Below are 22,427 nucleotides of genomic sequence, written 5' to 3' on the forward strand. Positions count from 1 at the left end.
GAGTTTTTAGGCATTGCACTCAGCCCCCTAAATCCCCCACCAGTGGGGGACTTGTGAAAGGTTCTCGACTTCGTTCTACAGCTTCAAAAACAGCGATCTCGTTCCCCGTCTCCCAAAGCCAGCTAGTCCTGTAGTCAAGTCCCCCAGAATGGGGGATTTAGGGGGCGAATGCAGCGAGTGACAGCGCTAGTGAGATCGGCTAATAGGCATCTCCTCAAAACTACGGGTTTCAGACTAGATGCGGTTTAACAGGCTCCTTTTTGTTGTAGGACAATCCAAAAGGTTTTGAGCAGGAGGTTGAGGTCGTACCCGATGGACCATCGCTGTTGGTAGCGCAAATCTAGTGCCACAATGTCTTCGAAATCTCGCACCTGCGATCGCCCGTAAACCTGCCATTCCCCTGTAATTCCGGGCTTGACCCGCAGTCTGAGAAAGTGATGGGGTTCGTATTGGCTGACTTCTTCTAGGGTGGGGGGACGTGTGCCAATTAAACTCATTTCCCCGCGCCAAACATTCCAAAACTGCGGCAATTCGTCCAGGCTAGTGCGACGTAAAAAACGTCCAATTCGGGTGGTGCGAGGATCGCATTTACTTTTGAAAATATGGCCTTCTGCTTCATTTTTGACGAGATGCTTGAGGCCCTCTGCATCCCGAACCATCGAGCGAAACTTCCACAATCGGAAGGGCTTTCCCTGCAGGCCACATCGCCGCTGCGAAAAGAGAATGGGGCCGGGACTGTCTAGCTTAATGGCGATCGCAATGGGGACAAATAAGATCGATGTGAGCAATAGGCCGACTGAAGAACCGATCAGATCGAGGGTTCGTTTGAGCCCGCTGCTCGCGGCTGGGTGAATCCCTGCGACGTTCCAGCATATCTGTGGGGTCTGACGGCCAGACCTCGACGAGATGGCTGCGATGGGGGAATCTCGGGCCAGTTTTGGGGATGAAATGGGTTTCATACTGCAATCCCTCTAAGCGTGAGTGAACCGTCTTTGGGTTTAAGCAGACAATAACGGTGGGGTGGAAAAGGCAGCGTAGGGGAGTGTTTCGCATTCGGGGGCGACATACCGCAGAAAGAAATCCACGGTCGTTCTCGACACCCAGCCCTTACGGATCGCCAACTCTCCAAAGCCAATCCGGTAATGTTTGTGTTCCTCTAGCAGGTGGCGGATTTGCCCCTCGTTCAGGAGACCGGCTTGCCTGAGGTATTCCCCTAACGGTCGCTGGCGCATGTCCGAGGCGAGCTGGGGTAGCCGATGGGCGAAAAAGTCCACGGTTTGTTTGCTGAGCCAGCCTTTGATACCGATAATTTCGCCACATTTGAGGTGGGGATAGTCTGCCTGGAGCTGTTGGGCGATCGCCAGTTGTTGGGGGGACAGTAGGCCAGCTCGATAGAGCAGGCGATCGCAGTTTTGAGAGGCGATCGCAGTTTTCGCCGCGAGGCCGAGGCGTTCGGGGGGTCGGTAGAGTTGCAGCATTTGTAGGGGCAACAACCAGAACAGTGGCAGACTTTCCCACAAATATCGCTTCCACAATCGTTTGGGCTCGCTCATCAGGCGGTGTAGCCATTCCAAACCGCTCTCACTCATCCAGCGGGGCGATCGCTGCTGGGTTCCTGCCTCAAAATCTAACGCGGCACCAATGGCTAGAAATACTTTAATGCCAGTCAATCTGTGGCGATTCTTGTAGATCCAGATCTCTTGCTTGGGTGCGCCCAATCCGATCGCTAAAGTAGTTGCTCTCGAACGGTTAATCCGCTCAATAATTTCCTGACACTCGCCAGGATTATTTTCAAAACTATAGGATGGAGAGTAGACATCGACGACCATCATTCGACCTGTCATCTCGTTCACTCTATGTCGAGTAATCTCGGCGACTCCAGACCCAGCCCCGAGCAAAAATAGCGTGACACTTGGGTCGTTTTGGTAGTGTCGAATATAAGATGGCAGGAGGTCTGAACCCGAGATTTTTTCTCGGATTGGCTGACCCAATAGAGTCGAGGCATACTTGAGGATTTGACTGTCGCAGACGCGATAGGTGGCAGATGTATAGGCTCGATAAAATTCCCAATCCTTTTGAAGCTTCATCAGGTGATCGACATTCAGCGTGAAAACCGAGCCGCCGTGTCGCAGGTTTTCTAGCAATTGATGGCTATAAATATTGTCCAGAGAAGCATTGAGGATCTTGACTTGTTCCATATTAACCTCCTTTATCGAGTCAAGTGAGCACCAATCTCTAGCAGCGAGCAGCCTAAATATTGCGATCGCCAAGGAGCGATCGCCCTTATCAAAAGGGATGAAAAATTATTAGTAATTTCTAAGAAAAAAGATGGTATCCATGTCAAACGATCGAGCTATTGATAGGTATTTGTCGATCTGGTCTGGATTTTGCTGGGAATACATAAACCCCATCCATATTGAGATCTGGAGTTTTCAGACATTGCACTCGGCCCCCTAAATCCCCCACCAGTGGGGGACTTCCGAGAGGCTATTGGCTTCGTTCTACAACTTTAACGATCGCGATCTCCATCGCCTTCCCTGCCTCCCAACCTTCAACTGGAACTGTACTCAAGTCCCCCAGAATGGGGGATTTAGGGGGCTAATGCAGCGAACCACAGTGCCAGTGAGAGGGTCTAATAGACACATTCTCAAAACTATGGGTCTCTACTTAGACGGGGTTTAGAGCTATAGAATTGCGCTCGGGATCGCCTTTCTAAGCTGAATATATCCTAGGCCAAGATGAAGCTAATGTAAAGTTGCATAGATTACTTTTTACGTATTTCTTGAAAAGTTCTTTTGTATCAGTAATTCTATTTTTAAATATGAGTATTTTTGGTCTTTAAATCTGTAGTTAATTTTTCTTTTATTTGTCAATACTTGTTCTGATTTTCCGATTTAATTGTGTTCGTCAATATCCTGCTAAATATAAGTCCCTATGTTTGCATTTTTGCCTACTTCGGATAGGTGTTTGGGAAAACTTTGTTGGAGTTTCTGGAAATAACCTATGCTGTATTGGTCAGTTTTTTGGAGGTTGAGATTCCCGAGCCTTTCTGCAGAAAGAGCGCTGACCGTCAAAAAAATCTCCCGCCTTTAGACGGGAGAATTAGCGCGGTCTGTTGCAACTCATAGATTGAGGACGCTACACTCCACGCCCCAGTGGCTGCAAAACTTCTACCTGCCGATCGCCCTCGGGACGCAAAGGCTCGGCCTGTCCGGCCAGCCGACTGCCCATCACCCGATACAGCCACGCCACCTCGCGAGCAATGTCGAACTCTGCCGCTACCTTCGCTCGCCCCGCCGCTCCCAGCCGCGATCGCAACCGATCGTCCCCCAACAGCGTGGAGATGCGATTGCCCAACGCCAGCGCATCCCCTGGCGGCACCAAATATCCACTCTCGCCGTCATCCACCAACTCGCTAATGCCGGCAATCCGCGTTGCCACCACCGGCAATCCCGCTGCCATTGCCTCCATCAACACCACCGGCACCCCTTCCGCAAAACTGGGCAACACCAACAGGTCCGACTCTTGCAAGCACTGCCGCACCTCCAATCGCGACTTGTATCCCACAAACCGAACCTGTTCGCGAATTCCCAACTGCCGAACCCTGGCCTCTAATTGGGGGCGATCGCCGCCATCCCCAACCACCGTTAACAGCAGATCGGGGTGGCGTTCTTTCAAAGCAGCAAGACTGTCAAATAACACGGGTAACCCTTTGGCAGCGTCTAGGCGACCCACATAGAGTAGATGCCGACCGAGGCGATCGCGATCTGCGGGACGAAACTCGCTCGGGTCCACCCCACAGTGAACGACGTGCAGTTTGTCCCAACAGTCGGGAGTGGAAAACAACATCGCTTGGCTGCGACAGAAGTGACTGATGCAGCAGACAAACAGAGACTTGGCAATCTTGATGTCGATGCGCCAGCGGTGGGGTTCGAAAAAGACGTAAGGGCCGTGCAGGGTGAAGCTAAAGCGAATGCCCGCCAACTCGGCAGCGAGCATAGCCACGGTGCAACTGGAATCGGCGAAATGGTTGTGCAGGTGTCGGACGGCCTCCCGCTGGAGGTGACGGGCCAGCAATCCCGCCTCGGCGAAATAGAACAGTTGGTACAGGACTCCCCGCAGGCCGGGAGGACAAATGGCGATCGCCAGCCGCAGTGCTTGCCAGTAGCGTCGAGGATTGGCGATCGCCAACTGCAGGTGAGCGATCGCCAGTTCCAAGGGATTGCCCGGCAGGATGTAAAACGTCCGTTCCCGCTCGGCCCTTTGCTCTGGCCCCACCCAATGCTCGCTGCCGGTGGGGCGGACAGAACAGGTCAATACTTCAGCCCCCAGCTCGCGCAGGGTTTCCACTTCCCGCTGGATAAAGGTGTCAGTGGCGCGGGGATATTCTCCAGTGAGGTAGGCAAGACGCATAGCAGGCTCCTAGAGGGTAGGGGTCTTGGCGGGAGTGCGGGGTGAGGTTTGGGAAGATCTCGGTTGGACCATGCTTGGGGTCGGCAGTTCGGGCAAAGGGAACTTGCCGCGACTGCGGGCGATCGCCGTTGCCAGAAAATAGCTGGGCCGCCACCGCAGCAGTTGTTTGGCGCGGGAGTTGCTGTAGTTGAGGGGCTTGAAGCGGGCGTGGAGGCGGGCGGGGGTGAGAATGCCGGGAAGGGCGAAGGGATGGTTTGCGCTTTGGCTGAGGGTCCACACAGCGCGGGCTAGAAGGCGCATGGCTGTCCAGCCGATCGGGATGGTGCGGGGCATCTCCACCCCTTGTGCGGCCAACAGCTCGACGAACTCCCGCTGGGTGGGCAGGTCGTCATCCACAATATTGAGGGTTTGGCCGATGGCCTCGGGCGACTCCAGGGCTTTGACAATTGCTGACGCGCAGTTTTCCACATAGGTAAGGGGAATGCGGGCGCGATCGCCAACGGCCAGCCACAGATCCTCCTGTAGCTTGGCCCCCAGATGGGCATTCCACAAATTCTCCCGCCCGTAGATCGCCCCCGGTCGCAACAGCGTTACCGCCCCGTTGCGGTTCTGTTCGAAGGCACGCACCAGCCGCTCTTGCAACAGCTTCATCTGGGCGTATGCGTCGCGATATTGGGGAGCCGGTTCTAGAGAACTGCTTTCATCCAAAAGAGTTCCCTCTGGCGGGTGGAGGCGATCGTACACCGAGAAGCTACTAATCGCCACAAGGCGAGTCAGGCCCAATTCCCCCATCACCGCCAGCAGCTTTTGGGTGGCTGCGACCGTATCGGTAAATTGGCTGGCAAAGTCACCGGATTTTGCAGCGGCTAAATGGATCGCGGCATCTACTCCCCGCACGGCGGGGTACAGTCCCTCGCGGTCGTTGAGATTCAAGCGCACCCCTTCCACATCTGGGCGATCGCGCCATCTCACCTGCGACAGATCTGTAGAAGGTCGCACCACTGCTCGAACGGCGTGTCCGCGACATAGCGCCTCTGCCACCACGTACTGTCCCAAAAATCCTGCTGCACCCGTAATCAGTACTTTCATGCGTCGTTCTCCTTCAAACGTTTATGCCGCCCTTGCTATGGAGGGGACGATCGGTCTTACCAGTAACCCAGTCCCCTTCCCTGCTGAATTTGGCGATTGGCTCGGACAAATAAGGCGAGGTCGGCGACAAATGCACTGAGGGCGATCGGGAGTCGCACGATCGCCCCCAACAGCGAATGGCTTTTCAGTTTGCGAAATCTGCGAAACAGCAGTCGGGGGGGCACAATCCAACCTCCCTTGCGAACAGCAACCTCCCGCAGCCAGCGGGCCAGCCAGTCGGGATCGCGATGGTTATTCCGCCGAATCAGCTCTCCCGCATCCTGCCGTGGGGAACATTTCGCCCACAAATACCGAAACAGCAGGCTATTGATGACATCCCCCACAATCAGCCGCCGCTCGTGCCGCAGCAGCGATCGCCACCCCACATAGGCTTCAAACAGGTGGGCAGCCCCCTCCACCCGCTGCACCCGATGCTCCACTTCCGGCCCGGTAAAGCGATCGGTCAACACCATCCCCCGCAAAAAACCATCCTCCACCGGCAGCCCCTTCGGCATCCAAATCCGCCTCAACACCGCCGCCTGTCCGCAATAAAACTGCCCGCACAAAGCACTCGGGCGGGGGCTGCAACTGGCTAGCGACGCCTGTGCTAACAGTCCCTTCTGCCGTTTGAGCTGAATGTCTTTAAGCGGCAAATCGGTGACCACCCAAGTTTCGGGAGCCAGGGCTAGTTTGGCGATCGCCCGTTCGATCGTGCCGTCCTGCAAAAACTGGATGTCGGCATCCATCAAGCACAGCAGTGACGCATCCCCAGCGGAATGCTCGTGAACGAACAGATTCCAAGCATTACTTTTGCCTGCCTCGGCAATCTCCAGCACTGTCCAACTGAGCAGCGGAATCGAGATCTCGCGGGCCAAGCGAGTCAGTGCCGCTGTGGCAATCTCCACCGTGCGATCGCCACAGCCATTCGCCACCACCATCACCTCAACGGCACTGGCGATCTCCGCCTTGTGGAACACCGTCTGCCGAAACAGCGACTCCAGCGTGCGCTGAATGTTGCTAGCTTCGTTGTGGGCCAAAATGCCAATGCTGATTGCCGGTTTCATCACACCAACCTCCCCTAAGCGACCAGAGCGCGATCGCGACTGAACGGACAGGCATCCAACAGCCGATCCAAATCGAGAGTGACCTCCCGCAGGTTGCAGCCATTGATGAGATCGAAAACCGTCGTAGCTTCCGTCAAGTCAATGGGCTCGAGACCTATCAGCCCTAGCGAGGCAAAGTAGTCGTAAAACTTAAAGTCATTGCCAGGAATTTTTGCGGAAACCTTAATCCAGGCAGAAGGGATTTCGTAGGCATCTGCAGCAATCAAACCGTGCAGGGAGCTAGACGCAACGCAGTCGCACTTGCACAGGTCGTCCACCACCTTTTCGATGGGATCTTTGATGTCAATGACGAGAATGTCCGGCCGACTGCGGAAGCGCTCGATCTTTGGATCGCGGCTATCGAGGTAATGGGGGATGATGCCGAGGCTGTATTGCTTGCGCGGTTTGGGATGGTAATAGCGGGGGAACAGGAGGGCGGGATCGCCGAAAATATCGGGACAGCTAACCCCTTGCGATCGCGCGTGGGCCGCACTTAAAGGACCGCGAACCGCATAAATCTGCTTGGGTTTTTCCGCAAACAGACAGGTGTTGGAGGTGAACCCAGCCCCCCACACTACAGTGTTGGCATCGGCATGTTGCAATGTGCTGCCGACGAGCAGGTGCAAGTCACCCACGTCGCCGGGATAGGTGCCGCCAGATTCGCTCTTCAGGTTGATGTCAAACCCCCGCCCCTTGCGACCGGAGATCTGTTCGATCAGGACTGGATTGAGGGCATCTCCCCAATTTTTGGTGTCGTACCAGAGGAAGTTAATGTGGTCGGACCAAACAGTATTCCATACAGGCGCTTGCATGAAAGACTTGGTGCGCAAATATTGGCTTCTCAAGTGTTGGCGAATCACGATTCAAGCTCCACTAAAACAATGGTTTGACAAGTCAGAAACCGGTTAGGGCAGAAATCCGCCGAGGCGATCGAACGGCAACTCAATTCCCAGCAGCAACCGCAGCAGCAGCACCGCTGCCAGTGCCCCCACAAACAGGCCCGTGAAGGCCATATCCTGTCGCAGAGTAGAAATGTTTTCTCGCGTCAGCCCCACCTGAATGGCCGCATAGGTCGGCAAATCGCTCGTGCCGATCGCCACGATCGCCCCCAAGGTGCCTGCCACGTAAAAGCCCGCCGGCACCCCCACCACAATGGCGAGGAAGCGCAGAAAATTGCTTTGGGCACTGTATTGGGGCTTGCCGAGGCCCAATAAACAGGGGCTGCTGGTATAGAACAGGGCCGAGAGCCATGCCCCGCAACTGAGGATGGGTACGGCCCAGGCGGCATCCGCGTAGCGATCGTCGTACAGCCACCCCACCAGCACATCGCCGAAACCGACGAGCAAGAGCAGCAGCGCCACCACCCCCAGCAGAATGTATTTGCGCTGTTGCAAAAACCTGGCTCGCAGTTGTGCCCGAGGTAATGCCGCCTTGCGCGACACCAACGGAAAAATCACCTTGAAGCCAATCCGTTTCAACACCTGCTTGGGCAGCTCCGCCAGCACGAACGCCACCGTCAGCACCCCCAACATCTCCAGCGACAGCAACTTGCCGAGGATCAGGCGATCGGACTGCTCCGCCAAAAACATCATGATGGAGGCAATAAAAATCCATTTGCCAAACGACAGCAGCTCCCGCGCGGCACTGCCATCCCACTCCAGCCGATTGAGTTTGCCGGGAATCAGTAGGTGGGAGGAGGCCAACTTAAAAACCCCTGCAGCGATCGCCCCCGCCGCCAGTGCCCACACCGTGGGGCTAACTAACGCCCAAACCAACATCGCCACCAGACCGATCGATTGCTTGCTCAACTCCAGAGCCGTTAATTTCCCCAGCGTCATCTTGCGGTTGAGGGTGTAAAGCTTGGTGGAACTAAAACCGCTTAACAGCAGAGTGAGGCAGACGACGGCAATCAGACCTGCTAGCTGCGGTTCGTCATAAAACTCTGCCATTGGCTGAGCCACCAGCAGACAAGCAGACCAGAGCACAATTCCCCGTAAAATTTGTATCGACCAGGCTGTATTTAAAAATTGGCTTTCATCGCCACGCGGACTTTGGATGATGTTTTGACCGATACCCACATCGGAAAACAGTTCCAAGCCCATGCGCAGAGAGTTAACCAGCGCCATCAAGCCAAAAAATTCCGGCACTAAAAGACGCGTCAGAATTAAATTATTGCCAAATCTCAACACCTGGCTGGAGCCATAGGCCGCCACCGTCCACAACACCCCGCGTACCGCCGGACTGCTGAGGGAAAACATTGGCTTCGACTTTGCAATTGTAGATTCCATACCGCTCTCAACACAGCTAAGAAATGGCTCTAGACAGTTCTGGCAATGACCATTAAGCAGACTTATATTCGATTAATTGGGCGGGTTGTTTTCGCCATCGATGCAGCCAATATTTCAGTTGTCCCATGGCTTGAGCTGGCTTGGATAACACGCAAAAGACTGCATACAACCTGGCGCGAGCGCGATCGCCTCCCTGCCGCCGCCGGTACCGATAAACTCGATGGCCCAGCCAGAGATAAGCCCCCAACGCCAGCAGACTAGTCCCTGAGGTGATGGCTGCCAAAGCGAAGGAAACTGTCGGAACGACTGCTCCCCAAATCCAACCGCTCAACTGTTCGCGCACCCTATAGCGTTCGGCAGAATTGCCATACATGGCCGCGCCCTCGGCCACAGCCCAACCGCCCCGCAGCGATCGCTGCCACCATTGGGAAAAGCGCTGCATATCGGCGTCGTGCAGGGTCATCTCTGCCTCCAGTCGCCAGATGCTCCACCCCCGCCGTCGCAAGCGAATGCACAGTTCCGGCTCTTCGCCGCAAATCAAGCTGCCATCAAACCTGCCCACTTCTCGAAGCGCCACCACCCGCGCCAGAGCATCCCCTCCGCAAGCCTTGGTTTGGCCCACAGGGGTATCCCATTCCATATCCGCCATCTGGTTATAGATCGATGCGTTTGGAAAGCGCTCCCGCCGCCTGCCACAGACCGCGGCGGCTGTAGCATCGCCATCTAACTTGGCGATCGCCCGTTCGAGCCATCCATCCACAAGCTCGCAATCCCCATCAATAAATTGCACGTATTCCAGTTGGGGGAAATGCTCGACCAAATAATCAAACCCAGCATTCCGACCGCGCGCCATCGTGAATGGCAGCGATCGATCGAGTTCGATGACAATCGCCTCTAATTTCCGCGCCATTTCAACGCTGCCATCCGTCGAGCCGGAATCCACATAAACAATCGGGATCTCGCGAGATAATCTCTCGCGCAAAGAGGTCAGGCAGCGCACCAGACGCACGCCTTCATTTCGACCGATCGCCACGACGCCAACTCTTCTCATCGGTTTATCCCACTCGTCACATCAAACAAACTTTCAACTCAAGATTCAGACAAACGCTTTGTGCGAATCCATTGCCGTTCTGGATTGACTAAAAAGCTGAAATACAGCGGCATCTTCCACGCCACATAAGCGGGAATGGAAAGCAGGGTCAGCAGTGAAATATCCTGTCTGCCAAACCTCCACCAACCCAGCGCAACCGCGATCGCCAACAATCCGCTCGCCACGCCCAAAATTGTTGCGGGCAGCCAAATACCCGCCAGCAGACCGACCAGTCCGGCGATCGCTGACAATCCCGCGATCGTCAGTGCAAACAGCGACAGCGGCGGCACCCCCAATTCCAGCGCCAGCGCTAGCAGCTCGAACCGCCGTTGCCGAAACGCTTCCCGCAGCAGTCGCGGGCAATGGGTCAGCAGCGACTGCAAATGACCGTGTTCCCACCGAGTTCGTTGGGTTTTAGCCGTTTGTTGGCGATCGGGCAGGCGACCCACCACCCGTGCTGACGGGCAAAACATGGGTGCAAATCCCGCACAGGCCAGGTCGATCCCCAGCGTCATGTCCTCCACAATGTCGCCGCTGGCCAAATTCGCGGCGGCGATCGCCACCCAAGGCAATGCCATCCCGGTGCCCGTCAGCAAACAAGGCAGCCCCAACCGAGCTAACCCTAGAGGTCGCACCAAATTCTTGACGCGAAAGGCAAAGGCCGAAACCGCATCTTTGGCGCTGGGAACAGGGGGTTTGTCCAACAGGTATTGAGCCTGCACCGGACGTCCGGCGATCGCAGCCTGCAGGCAAATTTTGGCGATCGCCCCCGGAGCCACCCAACAATCGGCATCCACAATCGCCACCACATCCGGCGGATCCTCCGCCAGCAACGCGAGGCCACAATCGAGCGCATATCCTTTCCCTCGCAGTTGAGGGTTCTGCCGTTCAACGACTGCCGCCCCCGCTGCCCGAGCAATGGCTGCTGTATTGTCGTTGCAGTTATCCGCCACAACTAACAGGCGATCGCCTTGGCCCAACTGCGATTTCACTGCTGCCAGCGTCGCTCCAATTCCGGCTGCTTCGTTGTGGGCGGGAACGAGAACTGCGATGCGAGGACGCGACGGCAAAAAATAGCGCTTCGACCGTTGCCGCGATAGAGCTGCCAGACATTCCAGGCAAAATGTGGCACTTAATAGCAAGGCCGCGACCGCAAGAATGAAGAGAAAAAATGAGATGACTTCGCCAGCAATGCTCCCTAAATCCACCACAGCACCTCCGAGAAGTTAGCTGTGGGAATATCCCCGTTGGTGTGACGGGCTCCTTTTTCGCAGGGCGAAAAGAGACCTCTACAGGTCGGCAATATTTTCAGAATCATTTTCAGGACGTGATTTGCAGGACAGGTATCGATACTGAGGCGTCGAAAAAACAGCCGTTTTCTCCTAAACTCCGAAGTTCCGGGGACATCAATGCCGCCACCCTAAGTTCGCTGGGCAACAGGGAACGACAGTTCGACAGTGTCAGCATCCCAGTGCTCGAGCAGTTGCTGAGCCTGTGGGGGAGTGACTCGTGCGAGGTAGACCAGTTGGCGGTAGGCATGACGCTTGCTCTCCCGCTCCCCATCGGATTGTTGATAGGCCACTCGAATGAATTCGAGTAAGCATCTTCTGTTGAGGTGTCGGGGAGCGGGAGCAACTGCGCGGGATAGTGGTTGAGAGCCTTGAAAAGACCTAGTTAATACAGACAACATTGCAGCCGCTCCTTTTATGAAGTTTCTATGAAGCTGCTTCGGATTATGAAGCCTTCATGAAGTTCGTTGAATCCGTGAAATTACTGATTTTTCCTCTTAAGTTCAAATTTGAGTTGCAGATCGTGACAATCTAATGTATAGAAAGAATCAAGAAACTGTAGGGCTGGTGTGGCAGGATAGCGCCATCGACCAGCCCCTTCAGGGGCAGCGGGATTTTCTTGTTTTCTCTTCGAGCCCGAAGCTCTGAGAAACCAATGCTGCTAATCTAAAAACTCACCGGGGGGATTTCGGGAGATCGACTGTACGATCGCATAAATTGCGATCGCCTGTGCGCCTAGATAACCCCCGTCTAAGCAGAGACCCGTAGTTTTGAGAATGTGTCTCTCGCACAATTTCGATAAGTTACAAACTCTCTGCCTTAATTCATCGTCGCCAATATTGCCTTCCAGTAGATTGATGTCGCTGCCACGACCAGCATCAATAAGGTTGACTCAGGATTAGCGATAATCTCATCAGCGCCGTTGTTGCCACGAACTGTCAGGGGTATCTCTCCGTCAGTCCCCAAGCGAGGATCGAGATTGAGAGGGGTCTCTAGCTCTAACATAATAATTTCGGTGTCATCGATGTCAGGACCTCGACCGACGGAGAAAGGATAGTTATTGTCGTTCGCCACCAGAATGGTGTTCTTGTCGAGGACCAAAACAGCCTCGATGGTGACAAAGGGGAAATCGAAGCGGGTGCTGCCATCGCCATTTAGATCGTTCGGATCGTCGAGATTCAACAGATCGACCAGCTCCTCTTTGGCCACAAAGCCGTTATCGTCAACCTCGGAGAGGTCAATTTTAAAGATCTTCTTGAACTCGGCTGCAGCCCCTTGCAACCCATCTCGCTCGATGACGAGGAATTCGTCCTCGTTGATGGGAGTGAAGTCGCCGATCGCGTGGCTGGGATCGGCCAGTTGATAAAAGCCCGCCAGCTCGTCCGCAAACTTGCCAGCCATTAAGTCAAATTCATAGATGCGCAGCGCTCCTGCCCGATCGCCCTCCACCGTTCCTTCTAACAGCGGATAGGCGGTGGTGCGATCGGGGCTGAAGGCCAAGCCCTCGTAACCGCGCGACTGGGGCAGGTTGGGCACGAAGTCGTCAGCCATCCCCAGTGCGCTTATGTTGGGGGTGGGAATAGGGGCATCGATTAGCTTGCCACTGCTGTCGAAGTGTAGTAAAAATGGCCCAAATTCTTCTCCAATCCAGAAGCTGCCGTCGTTGGCAATGATGAAAGACTCGATGTCGAAGTCTGCGCCAGTCAGAAGGCGATCTTCGGTGTCTTCGTTAACGATGTCAAAGGGAATCAGATGGTCGGGATCGGAGAGCTGGATGAAACTTTGGACTTCGACACCACCGTCTCCCCCTTCAATTCCAGCAAAGCTGGGAGCAACTCGGTAGAGACGCAGCAGGTAATCTGCACTGTTGATTTGTGCGCCAAAACCGTTATCGGACAGAAACAAAAAAGAGCCTGCTTCAGCGGGAAAGAACTGAACCCCACTAAAGCCTTGTATGGGCTGGCCGTCAAATGGTCCCGTGCGACCGTTGGCAGAAATGGGTTTTCCGCTACCGTTGTCTGCCCCAGACTGGGGGCCTTCAGCAAAGGTGTCTGCCGGAAGCGAGGTAAAGCCAATCAGTTTCGAGCGTGGCATAGGGTTGTGGCTCCATCAATATTTGCCTTCCGATCGCCTGCACCACCGACCGAGCCTGCATCGAGCGGAAGGCACAGGCAAAATCGGCGATCGCTTCGGTTGTGGGCGATCCTGCGGCAAGAGCTGGCAATTCGTGCGAGGTCTGAGAGGAAGTCTCTTTATGATGGAGGCAGTTTGGCAGAGGGCTCCATGAAAATCTTAGTGGGATCGGATTACCATTGCGATCCTCAACTACAGGCAGAAGCGATCGCTCTGTTGCCAGAGGTGGATTGGTACATTAACTGCGGCGATTTTTGCACTCAGGCAGGGCGTTTGCCGGAGGCGAAGCGGTTGGGGGTCCATCCTCGGGGAGAGGGGGAACTCGACCAGTTGCAACAGTTTTGGCAGCGGCTGGACGCAATCGGAAAACCGTGGCTGTTCGTGCCGGGAAATCACGAGCCTCCCGCCCCAACGCTGGCTGGCCTGTACGAAAAATCGGGCTGTCAAAACGGCCGCCTCAGTTTAGCAACCGAACTGATGCAGTTGGGACCCTTGCAAGTGCTGGTGGTGCCCTGGACGCCCCCCTGTGGCTGGTGTTGGTCCCTCAGTCGCGAGCATGTCGAAGAGGTGACCCAAATCTACAGCGATACAGATGTGGATATGCTCGTCACCCACGCTCCCCCCAAAGGCGTCTTGGATGAAGGAGGACAATGGTATCGAGCCCAAACCCCCACTCTACTGCCAGTGGTACGAGCCCTGTCCCCGCGCTATTATCTTTGCGGTCACATGCATGCCGATGGCGGTCAAACCGAGACGAAAAATGGCACGACCTTTGTGAATGCGGCCAAACACAATCTTGCGATCGAGCTAGATCTGGGGTTAGGGTAAGTGCTCGTGCTTTGTCTTTCGTCCAGTCGGCCAATCCGGCGAGCATCCGCGATGGCGACCGATCGCGCACCGATTCCCCTATCCCTGACGGAGACACCCCTGTATGCCCTATCCCCGCAAGCGCTTTGGCCAACATTGGCTCAAGGATAGTAGCGTGCATCGGGCAATGGTTGCAGCAGCAGGATTGAATGTAGAGGCGATGGCAGGGCAGGCGGCATTGCCAGAGGCTGCCCCTTGCGTGTTGGAAATTGGGCCGGGAACCGGACAGCTCACGCGACGGCTGTTGGCAGCGGGGGCGCGGGTCATTGGGGTGGAACTCGATCGCGATCTGTGCGACGGCCTCAGACGACTGTTGGGGGATGAGGATCGGTTTGCGCTCTTGGAAGGAGACATCCTGCAACTGCCGCTGCCCGCCGAGCCGCGATTCATTGTGGCCAATATTCCCTACAACATCACCAGCCCCCTATTGGATAGGGTGTTGGGTTCTCCCGAACATCCCGTGGGGCAGTTCGATCGCATTGTCCTTCTAGTCCAAAAAGAACTGGCCGATCGCCTCTCTGCCGAACCGAATACTAAGGCCTATGGGGCAATGACGGTGCGATCGCGCTATCTGGCTAATTGCGAAACCCTCCAGTCTGTCCCTCGCACGGCTTTTAAACCCCCTCCCAAAGTCGAATCGGCCATTATTCGCCTGACCCCCCGTTCTTTCCCGACGGTGCCCGCCGATATCCATTGGTTCTCCATTTTGGTGCGACAGGGCTTCGCCACTCGCCGCAAGACTTTAGCCAACGCCCTCCAATCTTTAGCGGACAAGCCCGCCATCTACGCGGCACTCGAAAGCATCGATCGCGATCCCCTCAGTCGCGCCGAGGCCCTAAGTGTTAGCGATTGGATTGCGCTCAGCGATGCGTTATTATCCAGGCGCGCTGTCGAATCAACTGGAGAGCGCCAACCCTCTGATTCATCGCCATCTGCTATCTCGTGACTCAATCCGACCCGTTGAAGCGATCGCTTGTTTATGTCCTCAAACTGGCTTTGGGCAGCATTTTGCTGTCCGTGGCTGTGAAATATGGCGGCCCTTACTTGCACGTTCCCGAGCGACCGACGGTGGCGATCGGGATAATCGTCACGCCAGCGATCGCCGTTGCGGCCATCCTCTGGCGCTTGCAAGGGAAATCCTCTTCAGTTTGAATACACTGAGATTGTGGAGGTCAGCCGCAATGGTGAGTGTTTCTCCCCAACCGCCAATCATTCAGACCGATCGGTGGGTGAGGGCGAGTTGGGCTGAATTTGAAGCTTTGTTCGATAGCCCCACATTGGAAGGGGGGCGATTTTATTACGATCGCGGTCGGATGAGGATTGAGATGCCACCCATCGGTTCTTCCCACGGCCAAGACGATCCTGTGGTGTCGAGAGTGGTGAGCTTATATGCAACAGCAAATCATGTGCGGTTCAAAGAGCTAGGGAATGCAAGTTTCAGAAAGACTGGGGAGGTTGAGTTTCAGCCGGATATTGCTTATTACATTGGTGCCGAGGTCGAGTTTCCAGCTCGGGGAACTGCACCGATCGATTTGGCAGCGGTAGAGCCGCCGACTTTGGCGATCGAGATTGCGTCAACCAGTCTCAACGACGACTTAGGGCAAAAGCGTCTGCTCTACGAGCAGTTGCGGGTGCGGGAATATTGGGTGGTTGACGTGCAGGCGAGCGAAGTGATTGCGTTTGAGATTTCAGAGCAGGGGCGTAGCGGTCGCATTCAGGCGTCTCGGGTGCTGCCAGGATTGCAGATCTCTGTGCTGGAAGAGGCTTTGAAACGCAGTCAAGCTGAGGATGATGGTGCCATTAACCGCTGGTTGCTGGAGATTTTCGCCGCTGGAGGCAAGGGCTGATGGCCATTCAACTGTCACTCCCATTCCTCCAGGGCCTCGGACCAAGCTTGCATGCCCTGCAACGTTTGCCCCCGGCGAGATTCGAAGGTGGCTGCAACCCAGATGAGGGTCAAGCCCAACAGAATGCCAATGCTCCACAGGGCGGCGGCAGAAGTGGCGATCGCCAGCCAAGTCTCTCGCAGTAGGGCGATCGCAAAGGACAGCGTGCCCACATATAACAATGCCCGCGTCCGCAACAGCACTCCGGCGATCGCCACGGCCAAGCCAATCGCAACCCCCAACCAACCTCCGCCAGTGACGGATTCCGCCTCAATCAGAGCAGTTGCGCAGATTAGCGCGATCGCCAAACACCGCAACCAGTGTCGGGTTTCTCGCCGCGTTGCTGACGCCAGCGATGGTTCCACTTGAATGGCGTAGAGGGCCGAGCCCCCCAGCAGCAATACCAGCCAGAAAAAATCGAGCCATCCCCACACTTCCAAAAGCTGAACGATCCCCCAGTCAGCTAGCACTAGAGCCCCATAACTGAGTCTGACGCGACGGGTCAGTCTCGCCATCGAGGCATAAAAAGCAGCCACCGACAGCAAGCTCTGCCAGCCGACACCCAGGGCGGTCACCCCCACAACCAGTCCGGGCAAAACTAGGGCCGCTCGCTGCCAGGGTTGGGGCGACCATCCCCAGACACCCCAAGGGAGACGGTAGAGGAGCAAGCATAGTGCGGCAGCCAGGGCACCCGCCCACTGCAGCAACAGTGTTGGCTCGGGAACTGTCCAGTACAAGCCGTACCCGATCGCCGTCACCCCCCACAGCATTCCTCCATAGATCCAGAAATCCAGCTGGATTCCGCCAGCGATCGGCGCTTCAATTCGTCCGCGCATCGCGCCGTAAAGGGCTGCCGTCATTGCACCGACCAACCAAATCCAGTGGCCGAGATAGCTGACGGGAAGCATCAACGCCACCCATAGCAGCAGGCTGCAGCCAACCCAATGAATGTCGGCAATTGCTGCGAGTGCCCTGTCGCTGGAACGGGTATAGGCAGCAATCCAATTCGAAAACAAGCGGTAGAGCGTGGCGATCGCCACCGCTAGCAGTGCCAGCAGTCCGACGCCATCGCCCACCTCTCCTCCTGACACCTGCAGGAGTTGGTAGACAAGTAGTTGATAAGCAGCAACGGCGATCGCCGCCAGCCCGACGTAGGAGAATGGCCGCAAGCTGATGTGTCGGCGGCCCAAACCGATCGAGACGAAGGCGAAGGCCAAAGTATAGAGTCCGCTAACCGCCGCGAACTCTCCCAGCGGTAGGAGAGCTCCCAGTAAAGCATAGGCAGCAGGAACGACGTGCCAACTGAGGAGATAGGACTGCCCGGTTCGCCGAACCCACCAATCCCCCCCCACCTGCAGTGCCAATCCCAGGCCCAGGTTGAACAGTGCTAAGGGAATGAAGGGTTGTTCCGCAAACGCTAGCGCGCTCGCTCCCACCATTTCCAGGCCGAATGCTAGAGCGTAGAATTCCAGATTTGCCGGTCGATGCCATGCCCGGTAAGCGGTTGCAGTGACGGTCAGGAGCGCAGCAGCGATGGGCAACGAACTGGCGGACAAACTATCCGTCCAGTAAAGCTCCAGATTGTATGTGAATAAGAGCAACAAATTCGGCACAACTAGCGCGATCGCCCAGCCGTTTGCAGCGATCGCAAATGAGCCCGCTAATGCTCCTTCCCGCTTCGCCACTTGAGGGTGGAGCAACCACAGCAGCAGGGCAAGGGCGGCACTTGTCACCATCCACCATTCCCAATTCAATGGCACGAGGGCAAGCTGCCAAAAACCGGTCAATACGAGGGCGAGACCAAATCCAACCGTCAGAGCAGACCAGACAGAATTGGGTTTGCGAACGGCCAGCCATGCCATTAAGGCTGTTGCTACTGCCAAGCTAAACAGCCGCGAGATCGGCGAGGCTGCCGTTAAAACCTGTGCGAGGAACAGTCCGCCGATCGCAATCCAAGTGGGTTCGAGCTGGAAGCGATCTCTGCCGCGCCAGTCCGCGACTGCTGCTGCAATGGGCGTTGCCAACCACAGCCAGCCCCAATTCTCCCCCGGTTCGATGACCCCGAACAGGAAGCCAATGTAACTCAGACCCGCCAATCCCAGCCCTACATACCAAGTACTTTGCCGCCAAAGAGGCCAGTTTGGGGACGCGCTTGTGAAGCTCCATTCGGCGATCGCCATCCCCAAGCCGATCGCCGCCCATCCCGACAGGCCAATGCCTGGAAAGACGAAATCGATCCCGGCGATCGTTGCCGCGACCCCAAACAGGTGGGTGAGATAAATCAGTGGAAGAGACGCTGACGATCGTTTGCGGGTGACGATTGCTAAGGTCCCAGCGGTGAGGAATAAACTCAGCGATCGCACCCCCGGGTTGATGGCACCGGCCAGCGTCGAGATGGCCCCCAACACCATCGCCATTCTTTCCAACTGCAGTGCCAATCGAGGCTGTTGTCGAGCTCGCAGCCATGCGGTTCCCGCCAGCACCCACCATAGGTAAGGCATCAACCCAAGGGCTACGAGAGCCCAAGGCATCCCCGTCGCGCCGAATGTTTCCGTTGCCAGCACGACGATCTGTTGCCGAGCGGCGGCTGGCACTAATTGCCACAGCAATCCCATGCCTTGTAGGCCGACGCCAAACAGCAGCAAGAGTTCTGCTACGCGCCAGAGCCGTTGCAGGCGCTCCGCCAAAATCCATGTAGCTAGACCGCTGATGGCGAGAGCCTGTAGGGGAAGATCCGTCACCGTCACTCGCCAGCCCGCCACCAGCAACACGCCTCCTACCACTAACCAGCCAACCGGTTTTGCCCGAGAGCGCCCCACCCAACACAGTTGCCAGCCCAACACCCCCAACAGCAGTCCCAATTGCTGGATGGGAATTCCGACGACGAGCAACGCTCTGGCGATCGGCAGCATGGCGCAGGTGGCGAGGATCGCCTGTGCCGAAAGTGACAGTGGGAGGGGCTCGATTTCAGACAGGTCTGCATTGGGGCGGAATGCGTTGCGATTGCTGTAGAACAGACAGGCCGCTGTGGCGATCGCGCCCAGATAGGTGGCGAATAGCGGCCAACCGGCAATGCCCCAGCCCCAGTGCAGCCAACTGAGACAGAGCGTACACACCCAAGCCGATACCGGTAACACGGGACGCAGGAAGCGGCTGGTCAGCAGCGTCAGACTTATCCCTGCAAAAACAGCTACGAGCCAGCCCGGGCCACTATTCCAGAGGTTGAGTCCGTCGATCGCCCAAAAGTTAATCGGTACGAGCAAAACCGCCGTCGATCGCAGCATCCGACCGGTCAGTGGCAATTTTTCCTGACGTCCGGCCCACAATCCCGCCCCCAAAAACGCCAGTGTATAGGCCCACAAAATCGAGTATTGGCCGATGCTGGAAACCCGCTGCCACTGGCTGGCAGCTAGAGCTCCCGAAGAGACCACCACCACAAATACCCCCAAAGCCAGCAGCCAGTTCAGACTCAATTCTGTTGCGAGTGACTGTCTTATCTGTGCCAGTGAAGTCGGCTGGCGGTTGCTGGGCTCGACCGCAGGTGGAGGGGCTGGCGAACGAGCGGGAATGTCAGTTCGGATAGGAGCGGGGGCATCGGCCAGCGAACAACTCAAGGTATCGCGACAGATTCTCTGCACTTCTGCATCGCCAATCAGCCCCAGTTCCAGCCATTTCTCTAAACCGACGAAAACAATCTCTGGCGAGGTTTGCGGATCGACGGCCAGTTCGAGCCAGAGCGAGTAGTTGGAAGACATCGGTAACGCACTAAACCGGATGTACCCCAGCTTATTACCCGAGTGGAGGATTTTGCTGCCGAGCCAGCCGCGTTCAATTCAGCTAGCCGTCTTTTCCAATCAGGAAATTATTGCCCGATAGATCGGAGCGGAGCGCGGGGTAATAGTAGGGATGAATGCGCAGGACCCGCTGCCGCTGTATTATCAGGCCAGCGCGCGATAGCTCTTTAACTCGGGCCTGAATCAGACCTTCTGACTCTCCCAAACTGAGGGCTAAATGCTGGAGTTGCAGGCCGCTGTGCAAGAGGAGGGAGTAGAGCAAATAGCGATCGCCATGTGCCACAGAGGGTAATTTGGGGGCCGAGGGGCGGCTAAACGTCATTTTTGGAGCAGCAGTTGGTTGACCCTCCTCCTCAGCAGCAGGTTTACTCTCGTCCAGTTGCAAGGACGTCAACCAGAGCTGTGGCGCTACAGAGCTCAGCCCCATCGTCGTGCAGGCCAGTTTATCGAAAAATGCTTCTTCCAAGCGATCGTCGGGGGGGGTAACCTGGGGCATCAGTTGGGTCAAAAGCTTGCGGGTGGGAGTGAGCCATGCTTGTAATTCTGCCCCGCTGAGAAAGGGCAGCGAGAAAGAGCAATCGAAGTAGGCGTTTAATTGACAGGCATAGCTGAGGTATTCCCAGGCCCAATGGTTGCAGCCCACAATCCAGAAGCGGTTTGGGTCTTTGAGAATTTCTTTGCGCAGATAGAGAACCCCTTCCAAGCCTTCAATGCAGCGGACAAAGCATTGCGTCAAGTCGGGCAGTACGACCGTCCGTTGTGCGCGGGGTTGGGTATCCAGTTGAACGCCATCGGCACTAAACCGCAAGGGAACCGCTTTGGAGGGTTTGGCATCGGTTTTGAGTTGCTCGGAGATGTCTTTGCGCAGACCGCTGACGAAAGCGGAGGGCCGGGCCGGAATAGCGTGCCAGTGGAGAATCTTGAGCGATCTCGCATCAAGACTGAGACTCGCTTCCAAACTATTGCGAATGATATTGTCAAGCGGATCGATTGGGCTGCCCGAGACAATCAGAGCGTTTGTCCGATTGGGCTCTGCGCGCCAACGCTCGATCGCCTCGGCGAGGGCGTCTTGAAAAGCAAGGATAAACGGTTCGGGGACGGGTAGGCGATCGATGCTCTGCTGCAATTGAGTGGCGATACCTGTGGGAATTGGGGTGGCGACAGATGGATCTGTGGCGGGAGCGGATTTGGATGGAAACCAGTGGGTGAGGCGATCGAGCATGGAGGCGACCCGATGCAAACTGACCCGAGCATAGCCGATGGCGGTACGCCACGGGTGCTGTGCTGTGGCAAACGGCAAAGGCCCCTCGTTCGAGGAGCCTTTGAGTGGTATTCAAGTTCGGAGATATCTACACGAAAGTGAAATCAGTGCTGTCCAGGCTCAAGCCTGCGCCATCGCGAATCACCGCAATAAACTCGTCGCTAACCCCAATCGCGCCATTGCCGTCGCTATCGACATACAGCCCCGCATCGACTTCGCCACCAAAAGGCGAACTTCCCAGCACGTAGCTGACCGACCCATTCAACTCGATCGTATCCACACCGGACAGGAAGTCGGTAATATCGGCAAAGTCTCCCGTCCCGTTCAGTTCGGGCTGGCCGTCATCGTAGAAAATGTCGCTGGCGGTGCCCAGTACGAAGCTGTCTGCGCCAATACTGCCCCTATAGGTGTCGCGGGAACTGAGGCCGAGTTCCTCTCCTACACCGATGAGGCGATCGTTGCCGCCGCCGCCGATGAGAAAATCGTCACCGCTGCCGCCGATGAGGGTATCGTCGCCGGTTCCGCCCCGGAGAGAATCGTTATTCGCATCGCCAAACAGGAGGTCGGCATCGTGGCCGCCGCGCAACGTGTCGTCGCCATCGCCGCCACTGAGGGTGTCACCCCCAGTGCTGCCTAACAAACTATCTTGGCCCTGGCCGCCCAGCAAACTGTCATTGTCTCGACCGCCGTTGAGGGTATCGTCACCGTCGCCACCATCTAACCGGTCGTCGCCATCGCCACCGAAAGCCTCATCTTGACCTGTGCCGCCTAGCAGAGTGTCGTTCCCCAGCGCGCCAAAGAGGGAATCGTCACCAGTGCCGCCATAGACTAAGTCGTCGCCAGTACCCGCAAACAGCGTATCTTGGCCGCCGCCCCCCAGCAGAGTATCGCTACCATCGCCGCCACTGAGTTCGTCATTACCTTCGCCACCATCTGCAAGGTCGCTGCCTTCGCCAGCAAAGATAACATCCTGACTGCCGAGGGCTGCGATAACGTCTTCGCCAGCAGTGCCGACCAGAGTGTCGGCCTCGGCGGTACCCAGCAAGGTGATGCTGTCGAGGTCATCGAGGACAGCAAGATCGCTCGTATAAAGAAACGTGGATGAGAACATGGAAGTTAATTTGCCTCGTTGCAATGGAACTACAGGTCGTGAGTCTGCCGATACCGCCCCCTTC

At 56.3% G+C, this 22,427-nt stretch carries 19 protein-coding genes; 4 read left to right on the top strand and 15 right to left on the bottom strand.

Annotated elements, in window-relative coordinates; all coding sequences use genetic code 11:
* Positions 1-245 precede the first annotated feature (245 nt).
* The 12 genes from SYN7336_RS26725 to SYN7336_RS31565 all read right to left on the bottom strand — a co-directional run bounded on the left by SYN7336_RS26725 (position 246) and on the right by SYN7336_RS31565 (position 13,535).
* Positions 246-959, bottom strand: coding sequence for a sugar transferase (locus tag SYN7336_RS26725; RefSeq protein ID WP_083885812.1), 714 nt, complete (start codon positions 957-959; stop codon positions 246-248).
* Positions 960-998: 39 nt separating this feature from the next.
* Positions 999-2,198, bottom strand: a complete 1,200-nt coding sequence (locus SYN7336_RS18775; RefSeq protein WP_017327476.1) for a WecB/TagA/CpsF family glycosyltransferase — start codon at positions 2,196-2,198, stop codon at positions 999-1,001.
* Between the two features lie 940 nt (positions 2,199-3,138).
* Positions 3,139-4,413: a glycosyltransferase gene (locus SYN7336_RS18780; protein WP_017327477.1), complete on the bottom strand. Its 1,275-nt coding sequence runs from the start codon at positions 4,411-4,413 to the stop codon at positions 3,139-3,141.
* A 9-nt stretch (positions 4,414-4,422) separates the two neighbouring features.
* A complete protein-coding gene (locus tag SYN7336_RS18785; RefSeq protein WP_017327478.1) occupies positions 4,423-5,502 on the bottom strand; it encodes an NAD(P)-dependent oxidoreductase in 1,080 nt (359 codons plus the stop codon).
* Positions 5,503-5,558: 56 nt separating this feature from the next.
* A complete protein-coding gene (locus tag SYN7336_RS18790) occupies positions 5,559-6,605 on the bottom strand; it encodes a glycosyltransferase family 2 protein (RefSeq protein WP_017327479.1) in 1,047 nt (348 codons plus the stop codon).
* A 14-nt stretch (positions 6,606-6,619) separates the two neighbouring features.
* On the bottom strand, positions 6,620-7,504 hold the full coding sequence (locus SYN7336_RS28280; RefSeq protein ID WP_017327480.1) for a polysaccharide pyruvyl transferase family protein: 885 nt from the start codon (positions 7,502-7,504) through the stop codon (positions 6,620-6,622).
* Between the two features lie 45 nt (positions 7,505-7,549).
* The gene (locus SYN7336_RS18800; protein WP_202951118.1) at positions 7,550-8,932 is read right to left on the bottom strand and encodes an oligosaccharide flippase family protein; all 1,383 of its coding nucleotides are present in this window, start codon (positions 8,930-8,932) and stop codon (positions 7,550-7,552) included.
* Positions 8,933-8,984: 52 nt separating this feature from the next.
* Entirely contained in the window at positions 8,985-9,983 is a 999-nt protein-coding gene (locus SYN7336_RS18805) for a glycosyltransferase family 2 protein (RefSeq protein ID WP_026101143.1), read from the bottom strand.
* A 38-nt stretch (positions 9,984-10,021) separates the two neighbouring features.
* Positions 10,022-11,230: a glycosyltransferase gene (locus tag SYN7336_RS18810; protein ID WP_051039935.1), complete on the bottom strand. Its 1,209-nt coding sequence runs from the start codon at positions 11,228-11,230 to the stop codon at positions 10,022-10,024.
* 212 nt (positions 11,231-11,442) lie between these two features.
* On the bottom strand, positions 11,443-11,604 hold the full coding sequence (locus SYN7336_RS31195; RefSeq protein ID WP_156820226.1) for a hypothetical protein: 162 nt from the start codon (positions 11,602-11,604) through the stop codon (positions 11,443-11,445).
* A 526-nt stretch (positions 11,605-12,130) separates the two neighbouring features.
* Complete coding sequence (locus SYN7336_RS18825) at positions 12,131-13,405, bottom strand: esterase-like activity of phytase family protein (RefSeq protein ID WP_017327486.1); 1,275 nt, start codon at positions 13,403-13,405, stop codon at positions 12,131-12,133.
* On the bottom strand, positions 13,350-13,535 hold the full coding sequence (locus SYN7336_RS31565; RefSeq protein ID WP_162139122.1) for a hypothetical protein: 186 nt from the start codon (positions 13,533-13,535) through the stop codon (positions 13,350-13,352). Before SYN7336_RS31565 ends, SYN7336_RS18825 begins: the two co-directional genes overlap by 56 nt.
* 59 nt (positions 13,536-13,594) lie before the next feature.
* On the opposite strand from SYN7336_RS31565, the gene SYN7336_RS18830 reads away from it, so the two are divergent.
* The 4 genes from SYN7336_RS18830 to SYN7336_RS18845 all read left to right on the top strand — a co-directional run bounded on the left by SYN7336_RS18830 (position 13,595) and on the right by SYN7336_RS18845 (position 16,158).
* A complete protein-coding gene (locus SYN7336_RS18830; RefSeq protein WP_156820406.1) occupies positions 13,595-14,272 on the top strand; it encodes a metallophosphoesterase in 678 nt (225 codons plus the stop codon).
* Positions 14,273-14,375: 103 nt separating this feature from the next.
* Positions 14,376-15,257 (top strand): 16S rRNA (adenine(1518)-N(6)/adenine(1519)-N(6))-dimethyltransferase RsmA, encoded by an 882-nt coding sequence (gene rsmA / locus SYN7336_RS18835; RefSeq protein ID WP_017327488.1) that lies wholly within the window; start codon positions 14,376-14,378, stop codon positions 15,255-15,257.
* A complete protein-coding gene (locus tag SYN7336_RS26735; RefSeq protein ID WP_017327489.1) occupies positions 15,254-15,463 on the top strand; it encodes a hypothetical protein in 210 nt (69 codons plus the stop codon). The genes rsmA and SYN7336_RS26735 overlap by 4 nt, the downstream gene beginning before the upstream one ends.
* Before the next feature lie 29 nt (positions 15,464-15,492).
* A complete protein-coding gene (locus SYN7336_RS18845) occupies positions 15,493-16,158 on the top strand; it encodes a Uma2 family endonuclease (protein WP_017327490.1) in 666 nt (221 codons plus the stop codon).
* 14 nt (positions 16,159-16,172) lie between these two features.
* Here the strand turns inward: SYN7336_RS18845 and SYN7336_RS18850 are convergent, their stop codons facing one another.
* From SYN7336_RS18850 to SYN7336_RS31200, 3 genes are all read right to left on the bottom strand, one after another.
* Positions 16,173-19,952 (bottom strand): hypothetical protein, encoded by a 3,780-nt coding sequence (locus SYN7336_RS18850; protein WP_017327491.1) that lies wholly within the window; start codon positions 19,950-19,952, stop codon positions 16,173-16,175.
* Between the two features lie 82 nt (positions 19,953-20,034).
* A complete protein-coding gene (locus tag SYN7336_RS26740; protein WP_017327492.1) occupies positions 20,035-21,291 on the bottom strand; it encodes a hypothetical protein in 1,257 nt (418 codons plus the stop codon).
* A gap of 49 nt (positions 21,292-21,340) precedes the next feature.
* Positions 21,341-22,363: a calcium-binding protein gene (locus tag SYN7336_RS31200; RefSeq protein WP_017327493.1), complete on the bottom strand. Its 1,023-nt coding sequence runs from the start codon at positions 22,361-22,363 to the stop codon at positions 21,341-21,343.
* Positions 22,364-22,427 lie beyond the last annotated feature (64 nt).

Origin of the sequence: Synechococcus sp. PCC 7336, from assembly GCF_000332275.1 — a bacterium.
In the GTDB taxonomy this organism is placed as follows: Bacteria; Cyanobacteriota; Cyanobacteriia; order Thermostichales; family PCC-7336; genus PCC-7336.

Coding starts and splice junctions, on each gene's coding strand:
- SYN7336_RS26725 (WP_083885812.1), bottom strand. CDS start 959: ATGAAACCCATTTCATCCCCAAAACTGGCCCGAGATTCCCCCATCGCA.
- SYN7336_RS18775 (WP_017327476.1), bottom strand. CDS start 2,198: ATGGAACAAGTCAAGATCCTCAATGCTTCTCTGGACAATATTTATAGC.
- SYN7336_RS18780 (WP_017327477.1), bottom strand. CDS start 4,413: ATGCGTCTTGCCTACCTCACTGGAGAATATCCCCGCGCCACTGACACC.
- SYN7336_RS18785 (WP_017327478.1), bottom strand. CDS start 5,502: ATGAAAGTACTGATTACGGGTGCAGCAGGATTTTTGGGACAGTACGTG.
- SYN7336_RS18790 (WP_017327479.1), bottom strand. CDS start 6,605: ATGAAACCGGCAATCAGCATTGGCATTTTGGCCCACAACGAAGCTAGC.
- SYN7336_RS18800 (WP_202951118.1), bottom strand. CDS start 8,932: ATGGAATCTACAATTGCAAAGTCGAAGCCAATGTTTTCCCTCAGCAGT.
- SYN7336_RS18805 (WP_026101143.1), bottom strand. CDS start 9,983: ATGAGAAGAGTTGGCGTCGTGGCGATCGGTCGAAATGAAGGCGTGCGT.
- SYN7336_RS18825 (WP_017327486.1), bottom strand. CDS start 13,405: ATGCCACGCTCGAAACTGATTGGCTTTACCTCGCTTCCGGCAGACACC.
- SYN7336_RS18830 (WP_156820406.1), top strand. CDS start 13,595: ATGAAAATCTTAGTGGGATCGGATTACCATTGCGATCCTCAACTACAG.
- rsmA (WP_017327488.1), top strand. CDS start 14,376: ATGCCCTATCCCCGCAAGCGCTTTGGCCAACATTGGCTCAAGGATAGT.
- SYN7336_RS18845 (WP_017327490.1), top strand. CDS start 15,493: ATGGTGAGTGTTTCTCCCCAACCGCCAATCATTCAGACCGATCGGTGG.
- SYN7336_RS18850 (WP_017327491.1), bottom strand. CDS start 19,952: ATGTCTTCCAACTACTCGCTCTGGCTCGAACTGGCCGTCGATCCGCAA.
- SYN7336_RS31200 (WP_017327493.1), bottom strand. CDS start 22,363: ATGTTCTCATCCACGTTTCTTTATACGAGCGATCTTGCTGTCCTCGAT.